General features: G+C 63.0%; 13 protein-coding genes. 11 read left to right on the top strand and 2 right to left on the bottom strand.

Translation table 11 applies throughout. The features are described from left to right. Window positions 1–137: 137 nt before the first annotated feature. The 10 genes from J7E24_RS10230 (at window position 138) to lysA (ending at window position 13,136) form a co-directional block, all read left to right on the top strand. A complete protein-coding gene (locus tag J7E24_RS10230; RefSeq protein WP_215137758.1) occupies window positions 138–911 on the top strand; it encodes a DUF1573 domain-containing protein in 774 nt (257 codons plus the stop codon). 239 nt (window positions 912–1,150) lie between these two features. After that, a complete protein-coding gene (ald, locus tag J7E24_RS10225; RefSeq protein WP_215137756.1) occupies window positions 1,151–2,305 on the top strand; it encodes an alanine dehydrogenase in 1,155 nt (384 codons plus the stop codon). 131 nt (window positions 2,306–2,436) lie between these two features. Continuing rightward, window positions 2,437–3,036: a hypothetical protein gene (locus J7E24_RS10220; protein ID WP_215137754.1), complete on the top strand. Its 600-nt coding sequence runs from the start codon at window positions 2,437–2,439 to the stop codon at window positions 3,034–3,036. A 123-nt stretch (window positions 3,037–3,159) separates the two neighbouring features. Beyond that, window positions 3,160–5,115, top strand: coding sequence for an LTA synthase family protein (locus tag J7E24_RS10215; RefSeq protein WP_215137753.1), 1,956 nt, complete (start codon window positions 3,160–3,162; stop codon window positions 5,113–5,115). 158 nt (window positions 5,116–5,273) lie between these two features. Continuing rightward, complete coding sequence (bioD, locus tag J7E24_RS10210; protein ID WP_215137751.1) at window positions 5,274–5,894, top strand: dethiobiotin synthase; 621 nt, start codon at window positions 5,274–5,276, stop codon at window positions 5,892–5,894. Window positions 5,895–6,010: 116 nt separating this feature from the next. Beyond that, window positions 6,011–7,333 (top strand): adenosylmethionine--8-amino-7-oxononanoate transaminase, encoded by a 1,323-nt coding sequence (bioA, locus tag J7E24_RS10205; protein WP_215137749.1) that lies wholly within the window; start codon window positions 6,011–6,013, stop codon window positions 7,331–7,333. Further along, window positions 7,326–8,612, top strand: a complete 1,287-nt coding sequence (locus tag J7E24_RS10200) for a beta-ketoacyl synthase N-terminal-like domain-containing protein (protein WP_215137747.1) — start codon at window positions 7,326–7,328, stop codon at window positions 8,610–8,612. Before bioA ends, J7E24_RS10200 begins: the two co-directional genes overlap by 8 nt. A 142-nt stretch (window positions 8,613–8,754) precedes the next feature. Beyond that, window positions 8,755–10,113: a M20/M25/M40 family metallo-hydrolase gene (locus J7E24_RS10195; RefSeq protein WP_215137745.1), complete on the top strand. Its 1,359-nt coding sequence runs from the start codon at window positions 8,755–8,757 to the stop codon at window positions 10,111–10,113. Between the two features lie 331 nt (window positions 10,114–10,444). Continuing rightward, a complete protein-coding gene (locus J7E24_RS10190; RefSeq protein WP_215137743.1) occupies window positions 10,445–11,776 on the top strand; it encodes an aspartate kinase in 1,332 nt (443 codons plus the stop codon). A gap of 211 nt (window positions 11,777–11,987) precedes the next feature. Further along, window positions 11,988–13,136, top strand: coding sequence for a diaminopimelate decarboxylase (gene lysA, locus J7E24_RS10185; RefSeq protein WP_215137736.1), 1,149 nt, complete (start codon window positions 11,988–11,990; stop codon window positions 13,134–13,136). Window positions 13,137–13,387: 251 nt separating this feature from the next. Here the strand turns inward: lysA and J7E24_RS10180 are convergent, their stop codons facing one another. Continuing rightward, window positions 13,388–15,058: an ArnT family glycosyltransferase gene (locus J7E24_RS10180; RefSeq protein ID WP_215137734.1), complete on the bottom strand. Its 1,671-nt coding sequence runs from the start codon at window positions 15,056–15,058 to the stop codon at window positions 13,388–13,390. Between the two features lie 197 nt (window positions 15,059–15,255). Between J7E24_RS10180 and J7E24_RS10175 the strand changes: the two genes are divergently transcribed. Then, window positions 15,256–17,178 (top strand): ABC-F family ATP-binding cassette domain-containing protein, encoded by a 1,923-nt coding sequence (locus J7E24_RS10175; protein WP_215137732.1) that lies wholly within the window; start codon window positions 15,256–15,258, stop codon window positions 17,176–17,178. A 76-nt stretch (window positions 17,179–17,254) separates the two neighbouring features. Here J7E24_RS10175 and J7E24_RS10170 read toward each other — a convergent pair whose 3' ends face one another. Continuing rightward, window positions 17,255–18,055, bottom strand: a complete 801-nt coding sequence (locus tag J7E24_RS10170; RefSeq protein ID WP_215137730.1) for a hypothetical protein — start codon at window positions 18,053–18,055, stop codon at window positions 17,255–17,257. Window positions 18,056–18,186 lie beyond the last annotated feature (131 nt).

Below are 18,186 nucleotides of genomic sequence, written 5' to 3'. Positions count from 1 at the left end.
CCTACAAAAGTACGGATTTGCGGCCGATGCCGCGGCGGGTGTATTTCGTTGAGTATCTTTGATTGCGTAAGGTCGGCGAACTGAACGGCAAACAACAACGTCAGGTAAGTGCTTTCGACTGCCAATAATTTTCTCCTATGAAACACCTGCTTTTCCTGCTCCTTAGCTTTGCCACATTCTCGGCTGCCCGCGCCCAGGGCGTACTCACCTTCCAGGGCGAGCAGCACGATTTCGGCTCCATTCCGGAGGGCGTAATGGCGGCCCACGAGTTCCGGTTCAAGAATACCGGCAACCAACCCATCATCATTGCCAACGTGCAAGCCAGCTGCGGCTGCACCACACCCGACTGGACCAAAACGCCTATTCTGCCCGGTAAAAGCGGCATGGTGAAGGCCGTGTACAGCAGCGCCGGCCGGCCCGGCGTGTTCAACAAAACCGTCACGGTGGTCAGCAATGCCACTACGCCCAGCACGGTACTCACCATCAAGGGCAATGTGCTGAACAAGGAGCAGATGCGCTCCAAACTTACGCCCGCCCAGCTGGCCCAGTCGCCGCGCCTGACGCTGGACCGCGCCCGCCACGACTTCGGCAAGGCCGAGGCTGGCCAGACACTCACGGCCCGCTTCAAGGTAACCAACACCGGCAAGCAGGACCTGGTGCTGAGCGCTATTACGTCGGGGTGCTACTGCGTGGGCTACAAGAACGTGCCGTCGCCCATTAAGCCCGGCGCATCGGCCGTGGTAGAGCTGGTATACAACCAACGCCGGGTAGGCCAGCAGCAGGAAGCCGTTGTGATTACCAGCAACGACCTGACCGGCGATGCTAAGCTTACGCTCACGGCCGATCTGGTAAAAGACCTCAACGCCGGCAGCATGCTCAAGGAAAGCGGTACGTCGGTACCGTTTAAGTAGAGAGGTTAGAGGTTAGAGAATGGACTGTCATTCTGAGCGGAGCGGAGCGAAGTCGAGGAATCTCGCGTGCCACAGTAATTCCACTATCAAGGATTACCACTGCACGCGAGATTCTTCGACTTCGCCTCCGGCTTCGCTCAGAATGACAGTCCATTTTCTCTTTGACACCAATTCTCCCCGTATCTTTGCACCCGCGTTAACCCACCCAATTTACCCACCCACTTTTCCTGCTGTCAACCATGCTGATCGGCGTTCCTAAAGAAATTAAAAACAACGAAAACCGCGTGGCTCTGACGCCCGGCGGTGCGGCCGAGTTTGTAAAGCACGGCCACGAGGTATACGTGCAGGCTACGGCCGGCGAAGGCAGCGGCTTCTCGAATGAGGAGTACGAGCAGGCCGGCGCCACCATTCTGCCCACCATCGAGGACGTGTACGCCAAGGCCGACATGATCATCAAGGTGAAGGAGCCGATTGCCTCGGAGTACCCGCTGGTAAAGGAGAACCAGCTGCTGTTCACCTACTTCCACTTTGCCTCGGGCGAGGAGCTGACCCACGCCATGATCAAAAGCAATTCGGTTTGCCTGGCCTACGAAACCGTAGAATCGGCTAACCGGGCGCTGCCGCTGCTGATTCCGATGAGTGAAGTGGCCGGCCGCATGGCCCCACAGGAAGGTGCCAAATACTTGGAGAAGCCCCTGAAAGGCCGCGGCATTCTGCTCGGTGGCGTACCCGGCGTGAAGCCGGCCGAAGTGCTGGTACTCGGTGCCGGCATCGTGGGCACGCAGGCAGCCAAAATTGCCGCCGGCTTCGGCGCTCAGGTTACCATCATGGACATCAACCTCAACCGCCTGCGGGAGCTGGATGATTTCATGCCCAAAAACGTGACCACCCAGTACTCGAACGACTACAACATCCGCGCCGCCGTGAAAACGGCCGACCTCGTGATTGGGGCCGTGCTGATTCCGGGCGCCAAGGCCCCGCACCTTGTTACGCGCGATATGCTGAAGACCATGAAGCCGGGCGCCGTGCTCGTGGACGTGGCCGTGGACCAGGGCGGCTGCATCGAAACCTGCAAGCCCACCACCCACGAAAACCCAACTTTCATCATCGACGATATCGTGCACTACTGCGTGGCCAACATGCCGGGTGCCGTACCTTACACCTCTACGCTGGCCCTCACCAATGCCACGCTGCCCTACGCCCTCAAGCTGGCCAACCAGGGCTGGCGCGTGGCCTGCCTGCTCAACGACGACCTGCGCCTTGGCCTGAACGTGGTAAACGGCAAGGTGGTGTACAAGGGCGTAGCCGATGCCTTCGGCCTAGAGCTGACCGACGTCAACAGCGTGCTCAACGAGGACTCAGCCGTTGAAGCGGGTTCGTACCACACAGCGTAAGTAACTCGCTGATTGCATTGAAAAGCCTTTCCTGCACCGTGCAGGAAAGGCTTTTCTGTAAGAATGACCTGCCTCCTTTTTCCGGGATGGAAGCCCTGAGAAGAAGGGCAGGTTTCGTATCTGACATCAGTATGAAAGGACTACTTTATACCGGCGGCGAACTGACTGACCTCGCAACCCTGGCGCAGCTGCCGACCTACCTACAGGCGTTTCTAAGGGCGCAGAACGGGGTGGTGGCCTACTTTGGGGGGCTGCACATCCGGGGCTGCGTGGCGGCACCAGGCTGGCACGCGCTGGCCCCCGTGTGGCAGGGCGAGCGGGCGCTTTGGCGCACCTATGGCGAGCTACGCAAATCCGACATCCCGTTTGGGCAGGACTGCGTGGGCAACCAGTTCCTGTTGCGCGGCGACGCCGTGCTGCTGCTCGACACCGAAACCGGCGAGTTGGCCGACCTCGACGTGGACTTCAAGCACTTCCTGTTCGGGGCCGAGAAGTTTCCGGTGGATGCCCTGGGCCTGGAGCCGCTGCGCACCTTTCAGCAGGCCGGTGGCATGTTGCAGCCGGGGCAGCTGCTGAGTTTGTACCCGCCGCTGTGCATTGCCACCAACGCCACGGCTCCGCCCGTGGCCAAGCCTGTGCCCGTAGCCACCCGGCTGGCCTGGCTGGCCGATTTTCATCGGCAAATCAAGGATTTGCCCGACGGGCAAGCCGTAACGCTGGCGCCGCTGTAGGGGCTGTCTATGCCTACCACTAACGAGAATCGTTGTTACCAATGTCCGATGTAGGGGCGGGGCAAAGCTAAGCTCTGCCCCTACCCGTTTAGGGCCCCAACTAATTTGACCTATTATCAGCTCATGCCCACCGAATTTCTGCGTCTGCTGGTTCGTCGTTTTGCGCTGCTGCTGGGGGCGTATCTGCTGCTGCGGCTGGGCTTTTTTGCGCTGAACTACGCCGTATTCCGGGAGGCTCCGGCGGGGCAGGTGTCGCTGGCGTTCTGGCACGGTTTCCGGTTCGATGTAGCGGCGCTATTGCTGCTTAATATTCCGTGGCTGCTGCTGAGCCTGGTGCCCGGCCGGAGCCAGGGCTGGCAGCGGCTGGTGCGGGCGGTGTACCTGCTACTCAACGGCTTCGGGCTGCTGCTGAACTTAGTCGATTGGGAGTACTTCCGCTTCATTGGCCGGCGCACGAGTAACGAGCTGAGCACCATCGGGGCCGATGTGCAGCGGCAGGCCGGCCAGCTGCTGCTCAGCTACTGGTGGCTGTTGCTGCCCTTTGGGGCGCTGCTGGCGGCGCTGTGGTACTTCTACCCAATGCCTCGGGCTGAGCGGCAAGCTGACGAAGGGAAGCTACAAGCTGCAAGCCGCAAGCCACAAGCTGATGGCCGAAAAGGCCGGTGGCACGGAAAAAGGCTTGCAGCCTGGAGCTTGCAGCTTGCAGCTATAGCCGGCCTGACGGTGCTCGGCATCCGGGGCGGCTTGCAGCTCAAGCCGTTGCGCACCGGGGCGGCGTTTGTGCAGCAGCCGGCCGTGCTGGGGCATCTGGCGCTCAATAGCACCTTCACGTTTATCAAAAGCCTGGGCTACGCCGCGCCCGAGCGCAAAAACTACTTCGCCTCACCCCAGGCCTTGCAAGCGGCGCTGGCAGCCCGGCCGCTACCGAAGCGGGCCGCCGCGCCGCTGCCGGGCCGCAACGTGGTCGTCCTCATTCTGGAAAGCTTCGGCTCGGAATACACAGGCGTCGAAAACCCCGGCCGGCGCGGCTACACGCCCTTTTTCGACTCGCTGGCCACCCGGGGCGGCGGGCTGTTGCTGCCCGACCATTACGCCAACGGCCGCCGCTCCATTGAGGCGCTGCCGGCCGTGCTGGCGGGCCTGCCAAGCCTGATGGAAGGAGCCTTCATCACCTCCGCATTTCAGACCAACAAGCTGCACGGCCTGGGTAGTATCCTGGCCCGCCACGGTTACCAGACCAGCCTGTTTCATGGGGCCCAGAACGGCACGATGGGCTTCAATACCTTCGGTGGCATGAGCGGCATGCAGCAGTACTTTGGGCTCGATGAGTATCCTGGCGCGGCCCAGAGCCCCGATTTTGATGGGCACTGGGGCATTTTTGATGAGCCCTACTTGCAGTATTTCGCGCAGCAACTGAGCCGACAGCAGCAGCCATTTTTCAGCACCCTGTTCACGCTCAGCGCCCACGAGCCGTTCGGGCTGCCGGCCAGGTACCGGGGCAAGCTGCCCACCGGCACGCTGGCCATTCAGCCCACCATTGCCTACTCCGATCTGGCGCTGCGGCGCTTCTTCGCCACGGCCCGACGGCAGCCCTGGTACGCCAACACGCTGTTCATTTTGCTGGCCGACCATACCTCGCAGTCCGACGACCCCGGCTACCAAAACCTGCTGGGCGAGTACAAAACGCCGCTGCTGCTCTTCGCTCCCGGCCAGTCGCTACCCGCTTTGCCCCAGCCGCGCATCAGCCAGCAGGCCGATGTGCCCGCCACCGTACTCGACCTGCTGGGCCTGCCCGCCGAGGGCCAGTTGCTGCCCTTTGGCTCCTCCGTGTTCGATGCCGGCACCAGCGGCCGCGCCATTTTCTTCAGCGGCGGCAGCTACTGGCTGGTGCACGCCGACTACGTTACGGAGCTCACCGCCGACAACCAGGTGCGCCTCTACCCCTACCGCCGCCACCAGCTGCCCGCCAAGCCGCTCGCCCACCCCGACCCTACCAAGTTGCGCCAGTACGGCGACGAATTGAAGGCCTGCGTGCAGTTTTACCTGAATGGGCTGGCTGACAATAGGCTGTATAAGTAACGGCTATTCCGCAGCCGGCCGCAGGTAGTAACGCGAACTTTGCAGTTCGCGACCCCACGCCGTTAACGCCATTCCAACGGCGTGGGGTCGCGAACTACAAAGTTCGCGTTACTACCTGCGCCACATTCTATATCCATCTTTTACACAGACTTTTCCCTTTGGAACACCTCTTCATCACCGGCATCGGCACCGATGTGGGCAAAACCTTCGCCGCCGCCATCATCACCGAAGCCCTGCAGGCCGATTACTGGAAGCCCGTGCAGGCGGGCCTGACGCCCACCACCGACGCGGGCACCGTGCGCGGGCTGGTGCAGAACCCGGTTAGCCGCTTCTGGCCCGAGCGGTACCGGCTGGCGCTGCCGGCTTCGCCCCACGCCGCCGCCGCCGCCGAGGATCTGCTGCTGCAACTCACCGACTTTGAGTTACCCGCCACTACCAACCACTTGGTGGTGGAAGGCGCGGGCGGGCTGCTGGTGCCGCTGGCTCCTGGTTTTTTGGTGGCCGATTTGGTACAGCAGCTGGGCCTGGCCGTGGTGGTAGTGTCGCGGCATTACCTGGGCAGCATCAATCACACCTTGCTCACGCTGGAGGCATTGCGGCTGCGGCAGATTCCGGTGCGCGGCCTCGTATTCAACGGGGCGCCCAACCCGGCCACCGAGGAGGCCATTCTGAGTTACTACGATGGGCCGGTAATGCCGCGCATACGGGAGGAGCCGGCCGTATCGGCGGCGGTGGTGGCGCGATACGCGACGGAATTCCGGACTTGGTTTGAGGGGTAGCGTTTCCCGCAGAAGGCGCAGCAGTTTTCGCAGTGCTGCTCGTTGAACGACACTGCGTCCTCTGCGAAAACCTCCGCGCCCTCTGCGGGAAACGCTATCAGGGCTACCTTTGCCCCATGCCCACCCTTTCTGAACGCGACGCCGCCGTGCTGTGGCACCCCTACACCCAGATGCAGACCGCCCCGCTGCCCATTGCCATCACCCGGGGCGAGGGCAGCTGGCTGATGGCCGAAGACGGCACCCGCTACCTCGACGCCATTTCGTCGTGGTGGGTGAATTTGCACGGGCACGCCCACCCGCACATTGCGGCCCGCGTGAGCGAGCAGCTGCGCACCCTGGAGCACGTGCTGTTTGCCGGCTTCACGCACCCGGCCGCCGTCGAGCTGGCCGAGCAGCTGCTGCAAATTCTGCCCCAGAACCAGGCCCGCGCGTTCTATTCCGACAACGGCTCGACGGCCGTGGAAGTGGCCCTGAAAATGGTGCTCCAGTACTTCCACAACCAGGGCCAGCCGGCGCGGCGCACGTTTATTTGCTTCCAGAACTCCTACCACGGCGACACGTTCGGGGCCATGGCCGTGAGTGCACGCGGGGCCTTCACCGAGCCGTTCTGGCCGCTGCTGTTCGATGTGGAATTTATCGACGTGCCGGTGCCGGGCCGCGAGACTGAGGTGCTGTCCCAGCTCGACCGGCTGCTGCAGAACCCCAACGTGGCCGGCTTCATTTTTGAGCCCTTGGTGCTGGGCACGGCGGGTATGGTGCTATACGAGCCCGAGGTGCTGAGCGAGATGCTGCGCCGCTGCCATGCGGCCGGCGTGCTGGCCATTGCCGATGAGGTGATGACCGGCTTCGGCCGCACCGGGCCGCTGTTTGCCAGCAGCCTGCTGACCGAGCAGCCTGACCTGATGTGCTTTTCCAAGGGCCTCACCGGCGGCACGCTGGCCATGGGCCTGACCACCTGCGCAGCCCCCATCTACAACGCTTTCCTGAGCGACGACAAGATGCGGGCCCTGTTCCACGGCCACTCCTACACGGCCAACCCCGTAGCCTGCGCCGCCGCGCTGGCCAGCCTGGAGCTCACCCGCACCGACGAATGCACCCACCAGCGCCAGCGCATAGGCGCCGCCCACGCTGCGTTCAAAATCGAAGTTGAGGGCCAGCCGGGCATTCGGGCGGTACGGCACCGGGGTACTATTCTGGCCGTGGAGTACGACCCGGGCGAGGGCACCAGCTACTTCAGCCGCCTGCGCGACGCCTTCTACCAGCTCGCCCTCGACCAGCGCGTGGTGCTACGGCCCTTGGGCAACGTGGTGTACCTGCTGCCGCCCTACTGCACCACCGACGCCGAGCTGGAACTGCTTTACGCCGTGCTGCGCCAGATGCGCGAGTTGGTGCTGGATTTCGTGCCCGCCGACAACCTGCCCCACATTCTGCATGACTAAATCCGAATCAGACCTCGTAATCGTCATTCGGGGCCGCGGCCGGGTGTCGGCGCTGGGGCTGGGGGCCGATTGGAATGCGGTAGCCTCGCCCTTCACGCAGCACCCGGCGGGCCTGCCCGTGGCTGCACTGCCGGCCGCAGCCGAAGCAGCCGTAGCCGCGCTGCGCCAGTCCCACTCTGCCTACCGCCAGCTCGACCGCACCGTGCTGTTGGCCCTGCTGGCCGCCCGAGCCGCTGCGCGGCAGAATAAATGTCATTCAGAGCGAAGCGAAGAATCTCGCTCGGAGTCATCGCACCTATTTGCAACGATTCCGAGCGAGATTCTTCGCTTCGCTCTGAATGACGTTCCGTTAGCTGACACCAATCAACTGCAATTAGCCGTCAGCATCGGGAGCAGCCGGGGCGCGACGGGGCGGCTGGAAGAGTTCCATGCCGAGTTTCTAGCTGAAGGGCGAGTGCCGGCTTCCGCCTCGCCGCTGACCACGCTGGGCAACGTGGCCAGCTGGGTGGCCTTTGATGCCGGGCAGGTGGGCGCGGCGGCCCTGAGTCATTCGAGCACCTGCAGCAGCGCCTTTCAGGCCCTGGGCAATGCCGTGGCGTGGCTGCGCGCCGGTATGGCCGACCGGTTTCTGGCCGGCGGGGCCGAGGCCCCGCTCACGGCCTTCACGCTGGCCCAGATGCAGGCCATCGGCATCTACTCGCCTTTTGCGGCCACCGACTGGCCCTGCCGGCCGGGCGCGGGCCGGCCCTCTACGTTTGTACTGGGCGAGGGCGCGGCGGTATTCGTGCTGGAGCGCGGCAGCCGGGCGGCACTGCAGGCAGCCAATGAACCGGCGTTGCTGCTCGATGGCGTAGGCTTCGGCTTCGAGGCGCTGGGCAGCAAAACCGGCCTTTCGGCCGACGGCCAGCACTTCCAGCAGGCCATGCGGGCCGCACTGCAGCAAGCGGGCGTGGCACCCGCCGAAGTAGATGCCGTGGTGCTGCACTCGCCCGGCACCCCGGTCGGCGACGCGGCCGAGCGGGCGGCGCTGCGGGCGGTGTTTGGCGAGCAGCTGCCGTTGCTGTTGTCCAATAAGTGGCTGCTGGGCCACACGCTGGGCGCTTCGGCCGCGCTTAGCCTGGATTTCGCCCTGCATGTACTGGAAACCCAAACCTGGCCCACGCCGCCCTTTGCTACTGATGTAAACGGCCCGGGCGAGCGGCCGGTACGGCGGGTGCTGATAAACGCGGCCGGCTTCGGCGGCAACGCGGCCAGTGTGGTCGTGTCTTTGGGAATGTAGCGCGTATTGTTGCCCGACGTCGTTTGGCAGTCAGCACCGAAGGACAGCGAAGCTAAGCTCCGGCTTAGCTTCGCTGTCCTTCGGTTCGCGCTACATCCCGCGCGCTGCCTTATATTTCCCACCCTAACCACCACCCAACTCTATGTCCCGCTCCTTACTCCTACTACTCGGCCTGGGCCTCACCGCGCCCGTTTTCGCCCAGACCAAGCCCGCCACCACCCCCAACCCGCTCATCCTGCAGATGGTGCAGCAGGTTTCGGAGAAAAATCTGCGCGACGACGTGGACAAGCTCGTGAGTTTCGGCACGCGCCACACGCTTTCCGACACCAAGAGCAAGAAACGCGGTATTGGGGCGGCCCGCAACTGGGTGGAAAGTGAGTTCCGCAAGTACAGCAAGGCCAGCGGCGGCCGGCTGAAAGTCGAGCAGGACACGTTCACGGTGAAGCCCGACGGCCGCCGCATCAACGCGCCCGTGCTGATGGCCAACGTAATGGCCACGCTGCCCGGCACCGACCCTACCGATACGCGCGTGTTCGTCGTTAGTGGCCACATCGACTCGCGGGTGAGCGACGTGATGAACGCCACGGCCGATGCGCCCGGTGCCAACGACGACGCCTCGGGCACGGTGGCCGTGATGGAGCTGGCCCGCGTGATGAGCCAGCAGCAGTTTCCGGCCACTATTATTTTTGTGGCGGTACAGGGCGAAGAGCAGGGCCTCTATGGCTCGACGCACATGGCTAAGCGGGCCAAGAAAGAGGGCTGGAACCTGGTGGCCATGCTCAACAACGACATCATCGGCAACTCGACCGGCCACGACCCAACCATCAAAAACACCACCCAGCTGCGCGTGCTCAGCGAGGGAATTCCGGCCAACGAAACGCCCGAGCAGGCCCGCATGCGCCGTACGCTTTCTTCGGAAAACGATTCGCCCAGCCGCCTGCTGGCCCGCTACACCCGCGAGGCCACCAAGCAGTACGTACCCGGCCACGAGGTGGTGCTGGTATACCGCCCCGACCGGTTTCTGCGCGGCGGCGACCACACGCCTTTCAATCAGCAGGGCTTCACGGCAGTGCGCTTCACGGAGGTAAATGAGGATTTCCGGCACCAGCACCAGGATTTGCGCACCGAAGACGGCGAGGAATACGGCGACCTGGCCAAGTTTATGGATTTTGCCTACCTGCGCCAGAACACCGGCGTAAACTTGGCCACGCTGGCCAGCCTGGCCCTGGCCCCGGCCGCTCCGCGCAACGTGGGCGTGCTCACGGCCAAGCTCACCAACCGCACCGAGTTGCAGTGGGAGGCGCCCGCCGCGGGCGAAAAACCGGCCGGCTACTACGTGCTCATGCGCCCCACCAACGCCTCCGAGTGGGAGCAGAAGTTCTTCGTCACCGACCTCAAAGCCGATTTGCCCTTCAACAAGGATAATTTTCTGTTCGGAGTAGTGAGCGTGGATGCCGAGGGCCATGAAAGCCTGCCGGTAATGCCGGTGCCGGTGCGGTAGCTTTTTTTCCTGCTCCTTTCTTGAATATTCCGAATCTGGAGCGTACTTGCGGCCGCTAATGCGCCGGGGTTGCCGGCTTGCTCCTATGCTGACTTCTGTTTTCACATTCTCTTCCCTCGCTTGCGCCCGCCTTTCGGCCGGGGCCGGGGTGGCATGTGGGCAGGTAGCCGGCAGTAAGCCGATGGGCAAGAAATCGAAGAAACGCACCCCGACCCGACCGTCGCACTAGTTCACTATACCTGATTCTGAACGTTTTCCGCGCCGGTCCTTTCGAGGGTCGGCGCTTTTTTTGGCCCGGGCGAAGCAGGACTTTGCCCCACATCTGTTACTTATGAAGATTATGAAGTTTGGCGGCACGTCCGTCGGATCGGTGCCGAGGATGCGCGAAGTAGCGGAGCTGATGCACGCGCCGCACCTGCAGCGGCGTATTGTGGTGCTGTCGGCCATGAGCGGTACCACCAACGCGCTGGTCGAGCTGGCCGGCCTGCTGTATGCCCGCAACGCCGCCCCAGCCGCCGCGCACCTCGAACAGCTGCGTCAACGCTATCAAGCGGTGGCCACCGAGTTGCTTGGTGCAGTTGAGGCCGAGGCTTACTGGCCAACGCTGGACCAATCGTTCCAGACCCTGCACGAGCTGGCCGCCCATCTACCGCTGACACCCGAGGGCGAGCGAATCATTCTGGCCCAGGGCGAATTGCTAAGTACCCGGCTACTGTACGGCTACGTAACAACGGTGCTGGGCCGCCCGGCCGTACTGCTGCCTGCCCTCGATTTCATGCGCCTCGACACCGATGGAGAGCCCGACGCGCCCGCCATCCGGCAGGGGCTGACCGCCACGCTGGCTCCTTACCCCGACGACGCGCTGTTCATCACCCAGGGCTTTATCTGCCGCGACGCCCACGGCCGCATCGACAACCTGCGGCGCGGCGGCTCCGACTATTCGGCCTCGCTGATCGGGGCGGCGTTGGGGGCTGAGGAAATCCAGATCTGGACCGACATCGACGGGCTGCACAACAACGACCCGCGGGTGGTGGCCGGCACCTATCCGGTGCGCGAGCTGTCGTTTGATGAAGCGGCCGAGCTGGCCTATTTCGGGGCTAAAATCCTGCACCCCAGCTCGGTGCTGCCGGCGCGGGCCCACGGAATTCCGGTGCGGCTGCTGAACACCATGCAGCCCGAGGCCCCCGGCACGCTCATTTCGGCGCGCACCGGCACTGGTTCCATCAAAGCCATTGCCGCCAAAGACGGTATCACGGCCATCAACGTGAAATCGAGCCGGATGCTGCTGGCCCACGGATTTCTGCGGAGCCTGTTCGAGGTGTTCGAGCGCCACCGCACGGCCATTGATATGATTACGACCTCGGAAGTAGCGGTTTCGTTGACCATCGACGATGCCGGCCGCCTGCCCCAGATTGTGGCCGAGCTGCAGAGTTTTGGCGCGGTGGCCGTTGATGAAAACCAAAGCATCATCTGCCTGGTAGGCAGCCTCACGCAGGACACCAACGGCAGCGCCCACCGCGCCTTTGCCGCCCTACGCGATGTGCCGGTGCGCATGATCAGCTACGGCGGCTCGCCCAACAACATCAGCATTCTGGTAAGCACCGAAGACAAAGTGCGCGCGCTGCAGGCATTGAACGCCGGGCTGTTTGAGGGGCGGAACTAGCGGAGGCAGAGAATCCTGTCATGCTGAGCGAAGCGGAGCGTAGTCGAAGCATCTCTACTGTAGTAGTAACCCTGCCCTGATGACTGCGACGAAGCGGTAGAGATGCTTCGACTGCGGTCCGCTTCGCTCAGCATGACACCGCTCTTTTCCATCGATAACGCCGAATTCCTCAAACAATCCCAGCCCATCACAACCCCAATTACCTACTTCTATGCCTTTCCAGCTTCCTGCTGAATTTCTGAATCAGCCTACCCCGTTTTACTACTACGACCTCGCCCTGCTCGACCAGACGCTGGCGGCCCTGACGGCGGCGGCCCGGCCGGGCAATTTCCGGGTGCATTACGCCCTCAAGGCCAACTTCAACCTGCCCATTCTGGAACGAATAAAACGAGCCGGACTGGGGGCCGACTGTGTAAGCGGCGGTGAGGTGGCGCGGGCGCTGGAAGCCGGTTTTGGGGCCGATGACGTAGTGTTTGCCGGCGTGGGCAAGTCGGATGCCGAAATAAACCTGGCCTTGGCGGCCGATATTTTCTGCTTCAACGCCGAATCGGTGCCCGAGCTGCGGGTGCTCGATGAGCTGGCCCGCGCCCAGGGCCGGCGGGCGCGGGTGGCATTGCGCGTGAACCCCAACGTCGACGCCTACACCCACCCCCACATCACCACGGGCCTCGACGCCAACAAGTTCGGTATCAGCCTGCCCGATTTGGCCGGCGTACTGGAGCAGCTGGAGCAGCTGCCCAACGTGGAGCTGATTGGCCTGCACGCCCACATTGGCTCGCAGATAACCGAGCTGAGCGTGTTTACCGCCCTCAGCCGCAAGCTCAACGACCTGCAGACCTGGCTCGAAGACCGGGGCCACCACCTGCCCCACCTCAACGTGGGCGGCGGCCTGGGCATCAGCTACGAGCAGCCCGATGAGCACCCGATTCCGGATTTCCAGACCTACTTCGGCCTGTTCGACCAGCACCTGCAGCGGCGGCCGGGCCAGCAGGTACACGTGGAGCTGGGCCGCTCGGTGGTGGCCCAGTGCGGCACGCTGCTCAGCCGGGTGCTCTACGTGAAAGAAAGCCAGCACACGCGTTTCGCTATTCTCGATGCGGGCATGACCGAACTCATGCGCCCGGCCCTCTACGGCAGCCACCACCACATCGAAAACCTCAGCAGCCAGCTTTCCGAACTGGCCTATGATGTAGTGGGGCCTATCTGCGAATCAACCGACACGTTTGGCCGCGCCCGGCTGCTGCCCGAAACCCAGCGCCACGACTTGCTGGCCATCCGTTCGGTGGGAGCCTACGGCGAGGTGATGTCATCGGGCTATAACCTGCGCGAAAAGGCCGCGGCGTTGTACGGCGGGCGGTGAATGGGTGACGTGGTGATTTAGTGACGTTGTGATTTGGTGACGTTGTGATTTGGTAATAGGTGTAGCCCCGGAGGGGCGACATATCGGTAGCCGTGACATAACCAGAAGTAGAAAAAGCCCCAGCGGGGCGGCACCAACCGCTGAACGAGGGGTGTCGCCCCGCTGGGGCTTTAACCCGAATAGATGCTGACCTGCTACCGATATGGCGCCCCTCCGGGGCTGCCCCATCACCAAATCACCACGTCACCAAATCACCAGAACACGACCCATTGGCCCAGCTTTTGGTACTGGGTGAAGCTTTGCAGCAGCCAGCGGCGTTCGGGTCTCAGCTCACCTTTTACCAGCAGCACCGGCTGGCTGGCAATCAACCAGCGGAGCTGGGCATCGGCTTCGGGCTGGTTGAGGTAGAGCAGGTGGCGGTGCCAGCTGGTGCCGGGCTCGAACTGGGTTTCGCGGTTAAGGGCGGTGTTGCCGTCGTGCAGAAACACTGGCAGCGTGCCCAGCTCGAAGGCCAGGGAGGGCAGCAATTGGTCGTAGACTACTATGGGCCGAACCTGCAGGCCTCGTTGGGTGATAAACTCGGCCAGCGGGCGGCTGCCGTTAAGAGCCAGCTCGTTCTGCTGCAGGATGGGCTTGGCCGAAATCAGCAGGAAAACTGTGAAAATAACAGTGCCCACCAGCAGCCGGGGCGCCACGCGCACTTGGTCCCAGATGCTGAGCGTGAGCACCAGCACCACCACGCCAATAGCCGGCCAGAGCGAGGTTAATGGCCGCAGCTCCAGGCCCAGCTCGAAGGCGGGCGCAAAAATCGGCAGCAAACACAGCCCCCCCAGCAGCAGCCCGAAAAACCCCATGATGCCCACGTACCAACGGTGCAGCACGTCCTCGGTGCAGCGGCCCAGATAGTAAGTAGTAAGCAAGGCCACGCCCGGAAATACAGGCAGCACGTAAAACAGCAGCTTGGAGCTGGAAAGCGAGAAAAACAGCAGCGGCACCAGCACCCAGAAGATGAGCACATTACGCCACTGCCGTGGCACCGTGGCCCAGGGTGTGCGCGCGGCCCGCACCACCAGCGCCACCGCCCAGGGCAGGCTGGTGGCGGGGGCCAGCAGCACGTAAAACCACCAGGGCTTGCTTCGGTCGAAAGTATCTGCGTTGGCGAAGCGCTCCACCGTGTGCTCGTACAGGAAATAGCGCACGAAAGCCGGATTTTCGGCCACCAGATACCCGTACCAGCTCAGCCCTACCACCAAAAACAGCCCCAGCCCCAGCGCGTGGTGCACCGTAAACGGCCGCCGCGCCACTCCGGTACGCTCGGCGGCCGGCACGCGGAAGTAGGCGCCCGCCACGGCCATCAGCGGCAGCACAAAACCCACCGGCCCCTTGGTGAGGAACGCCAGCCCCAGCCCCAGCCAGAACAGGTACAGCCAGCGCGCCCCGCCGCAGTGGTAGTAGCGCACGATGCCGTAAGCCGCCGCCAGTTCCAGCGTAGCCAGGTACACATCAGTGGTTACGTTGAGGGCCGAGATGAGCACCACCGGCAACGTGCCGTAGATGACGGCCGCCGCCAGCGCCCGGGCCCGGTCGTTGCCAAATAGCAGCAGGCCCAACGCGTACACCAGCCCCACCTGCGCCAGCACGGCCAGCACCGGCAGCAGCCGCACGCCCACCGTATTCACGCCAAACAGCCCAAGCCCCGCCGCCGTGGCCCAGTACGTAAGGGGCGGCTTATGGAAGTGCTGGATGCCCAGCAGCCGCGGGTGCAGCCAGTCGCCGCCCGCCAGCATTTCGCGGCCGATTTCGGCGTAGCGGGCCTCGCTGCTTTCCAGCGGCCCCCAGCTGCCCAGCTGCCAGGCAAAGGCCCCACCCAGCACCAGCAGAAACAGCCACAGCCAGCGGCGCGAAGTCATCGGGAAAGGCATGGGGCGGGGTGATGGGAGTGGTGGGGCTGAGCAGGTGATGGGGTTGAGCAGGCAAATATACTGTCATCCTGAGCGGAGCGAAGGACCTTATCACGCAACAACGACTCGTTCAAATGTGATAAGGTCCTTCGCTCCGCTCAGGATGACAAAACTTTCCCGGTTCCCTAGTTCCCCCGCCCCCGCCGTACCTTTGCGGCATGAATCTTCTTTCTGCCGAGAACCTCTCCAAAAACTACGCCGACCGGTGGCTGTTTAAAGACCTGAACTTTGGGCTGCTCCAGGGCCAGCGGGTAGCCTTCGTGGGCATCAACGGCACCGGCAAAACCACCCTGATGCGCATTCTGGCGGGCCTCGAAGTCCCCGACACCGGCCTGGTGAGCGTGCGTAAGGGCATCCGGGTAACCTACCTGGGCCAGCAGCCGGTGTTCGATGAAACGATGACGGTGGAAGAAACCATCTTCGCCAGCCAGAACGACACACTCAAAGCCATCAAGGAATACGAGCATGTGGTGAACGACCCCGACCACAAAGCCGACGATTTGCAGCGGGTGCTCGAACGCATGGACTCGCTCCAGGCCTGGGACTACGAGGCGCAGGTGCAGCAGATTCTGAGCCGGCTGGGCATTTTGGGCGAGCTGCTGACGCGCAACGTGAGCATGCTTTCGGGCGGGCAGCGCAAGCGCGTAGCCCTGGCCCGCGTGCTGATTGAGGAGCCCGACGTGCTGCTGCTCGACGAACCCACCAACCACCTCGACCTGGCCACCATCGAGTGGCTCGAAAACCGCCTCTCCTCCCCCAGCCTCACGCTGCTCATGGTCACCCACGACCGGTACTTCCTCGACAGCGTGGCCAACGAAATCGTGGAGCTCGACAAGGGCCAGATGTACCGCTATCAGGGCAATTACGCCTATTTCGTGGAGAAAAAGGCCGACCGCGAAATGCGCCAGGCCACCGAGGTAGAGAAAGCCCGCCAGCTGTTCAAAAAGGAGCTGGAGTGGATGCGCCGCATGCCCCAGGCCCGCGGCACCAAACAGAAAGCTCGTATCGACGCCTTCTACATCACGAAGGAAAAGGCCAGCACCAACCTGAGCAAGCAGCAGGTGGAGCTGAGCGTGAAAACCACCCGCCAGGGCGGCAAAATCATCGAAGCCAGCCACCTGAACAAGAAGTTCGGCGACAACGTGGTGCTCGACGACTTCAGCTACGTGTTCAAGAAGAAGGACCGCATTGGTCTGGTGGGCCCCAACGGCGCGGGCAAGTCCACGCTGCTCAACATGCTCACGGGCAAGCTCCAGCCCGATTCGGGTACCATTGAGGTGGGCCAGACCACCGTGTTCGGCTACTACACCCAGACCGAGCTGGAGTTCGACCCCACCCAGCGCGTGATTGACATTGTAAAAGAAGTGGCCGAAGTAGTGGAGCTGGCCAACGGCGACGTGCTCACGGCCAGCCAGTTCCTGAGTTTGTTCCTGTTTCCGCCGGCCCAGCAGTACACGCTGGTTTCCAAGCTGAGCGGGGGCGAAAAGCGGCGCCTGCAATTGCTGCGGGTGCTCATCAAAAACCCCAACTTCCTGATTCTTGACGAGCCCACCAACGACCTCGACCTGAGCACGCTCAACATCCTGGAAGATTTCCTGCTGCACTTCGGCGGCTGCCTGCTCATCGTGTCGCACGACCGGTACTTCCTCGACCAGCTGGCCGAGCACCTGTTTGTGCTGGAGCCGGGCGGGGCGGTGCTCAACTTCCCCGGCAACTACACCGACTACCGCGAGTACCTGGCCGAGCGCGAAACCGAAGCCGCGCTGCTGGAAGAGGAAAAAGCCGCCAAAACAGCCCGCGCCGAAGCTAAAATCGAAGCCGCCAAGCCTGCAGCAGCCGTAGCGCCTGCTCCGGCGGCCGCCCCCAAGCGCCGCGCATCCTACGCCGAGAAGCGCGAGTACGAGCAGCTCGAAAAAGACATGGCCGCTCTCGAAGCCGAGAAGCAGCAGGTAACCGCCAAGCTCAACGGTGGCAGCGGCAGCGCCGACGAGTTTGCGGCCTGGGGTGCCCGCCTCGGGACCCTCACTCAGGAGCTGGAAGAGAAAGAACTCCGCTGGTTGGAACTAGCCGAATTGGTATAGCCCAGGCGTACGCCCAAACATCCAGCGGCCCGCCCGAACCTAGTTCGGGCGGGCCGCCGTGCGTTCAGGACTGTGCTTATTTCCCGTTCAGCTTTCGGGTTTCCTGTGTGAAATCGAAGTGCACCGGCTGCTCGTCGAAGGCCAGCACGAACCGCAGCTGCCAGGCCGTATCGAGGCGCGGAAAATACACCAGGCCCACGGCCCGGTCGCCGGGCAGCAGGGTGGCGCGGCGCAGGCTGCTTACAGCTTGCTCGGCAACTACTGCGTGCAGATGCTGGGCCTGAGCGGCCCGCACCACCCGCTGCACTTCAAAAAAAGCCGGGACGGCCTGCTGGCGTACTTGTCGGCTGGTTCGTTCGATGGGTGTTTCGGACCGGTTGATGCTGGCCACAGTTTCCGCCGTGTTGGCCACCATCAGCAGCACTTCTGCCAGGCTTACCCGGCTTGCTTTATCGGCCAGCTCGTCGCGGAGGCGGGCCAGCGAGTCCAGCCGCATTTCGGGGTCGAAAGCCAGCAGGCGGCCCGCCGCAGAAGCCGGGCCAATAGCCGCAACAGCGGCAGTTTTAGCAGTGCTATCGGGCAGCGGCAGGAGGTAGAAACCAGCTGGGTCGATGGTAACCGAGTGGTTGGCGGCGTTGCTGAACTCGGCCTCAAAAACCAGCTCCTTCGGCTCGGCCCGTACGAAATGAAAGCGCACGTACACGCTGTCGGGGTGGCTGATGAGGTTCGTCACCGGGACTTTGCCCCAACCAGCCGGCACAACGCTCAGCGTTTGGCTGGAGGCGCAGGCCGTTAGCAGTGCGCCCAGCAGCAGCGCCGAACAACTACCTGATAGCAGCCGGCGCAGCAAGCGCGAAATAGTAGTAGTTGAGGACATAAAACGGCACTTCAGAATCGGTGAGTAAATTATCGGGGGCCTTACCGCCCCGGCGCTATATAGTGGTTTCGCGCAATAATAATACCGCTTTTATCCTTTCTTTCAGGCCTAGGACTTACGCACTTGGTGGT

Source organism: Hymenobacter sp. ISL-91 (assembly GCF_018613725.1).
Taxonomy (GTDB): Bacteria; Bacteroidota; Bacteroidia; order Cytophagales; family Hymenobacteraceae; genus Hymenobacter.
The sequence above is the reverse complement of the archived record's forward strand: the minus strand, read 5'-3'. Positions and strand labels throughout refer to the sequence as shown.

What these genes read in the sequence shown, in the direction of transcription:
- J7E24_RS10230 (WP_215137758.1), top strand. Translation starts at nt 138, where the DNA reads ATGAAACACCTGCTTTTCCTGCTCCTTAGCTTTGCCACATTCTCGGCT.
- ald (WP_215137756.1), top strand. Translation starts at nt 1,151, where the DNA reads ATGCTGATCGGCGTTCCTAAAGAAATTAAAAACAACGAAAACCGCGTG.
- J7E24_RS10220 (WP_215137754.1), top strand. Translation starts at nt 2,437, where the DNA reads ATGAAAGGACTACTTTATACCGGCGGCGAACTGACTGACCTCGCAACC.
- J7E24_RS10215 (WP_215137753.1), top strand. Translation starts at nt 3,160, where the DNA reads ATGCCCACCGAATTTCTGCGTCTGCTGGTTCGTCGTTTTGCGCTGCTG.
- bioA (WP_215137749.1), top strand. Translation starts at nt 6,011, where the DNA reads ATGCCCACCCTTTCTGAACGCGACGCCGCCGTGCTGTGGCACCCCTAC.
- J7E24_RS10200 (WP_215137747.1), top strand. Translation starts at nt 7,326, where the DNA reads ATGACTAAATCCGAATCAGACCTCGTAATCGTCATTCGGGGCCGCGGC.
- J7E24_RS10195 (WP_215137745.1), top strand. Translation starts at nt 8,755, where the DNA reads ATGTCCCGCTCCTTACTCCTACTACTCGGCCTGGGCCTCACCGCGCCC.
- J7E24_RS10190 (WP_215137743.1), top strand. Translation starts at nt 10,445, where the DNA reads ATGAAGATTATGAAGTTTGGCGGCACGTCCGTCGGATCGGTGCCGAGG.
- lysA (WP_215137736.1), top strand. Translation starts at nt 11,988, where the DNA reads ATGCCTTTCCAGCTTCCTGCTGAATTTCTGAATCAGCCTACCCCGTTT.
- J7E24_RS10180 (WP_215137734.1), bottom strand. Translation starts at nt 15,058, where the DNA reads ATGCCTTTCCCGATGACTTCGCGCCGCTGGCTGTGGCTGTTTCTGCTG.
- J7E24_RS10175 (WP_215137732.1), top strand. Translation starts at nt 15,256, where the DNA reads ATGAATCTTCTTTCTGCCGAGAACCTCTCCAAAAACTACGCCGACCGG.
- J7E24_RS10170 (WP_215137730.1), bottom strand. Translation starts at nt 18,055, where the DNA reads ATGTCCTCAACTACTACTATTTCGCGCTTGCTGCGCCGGCTGCTATCA.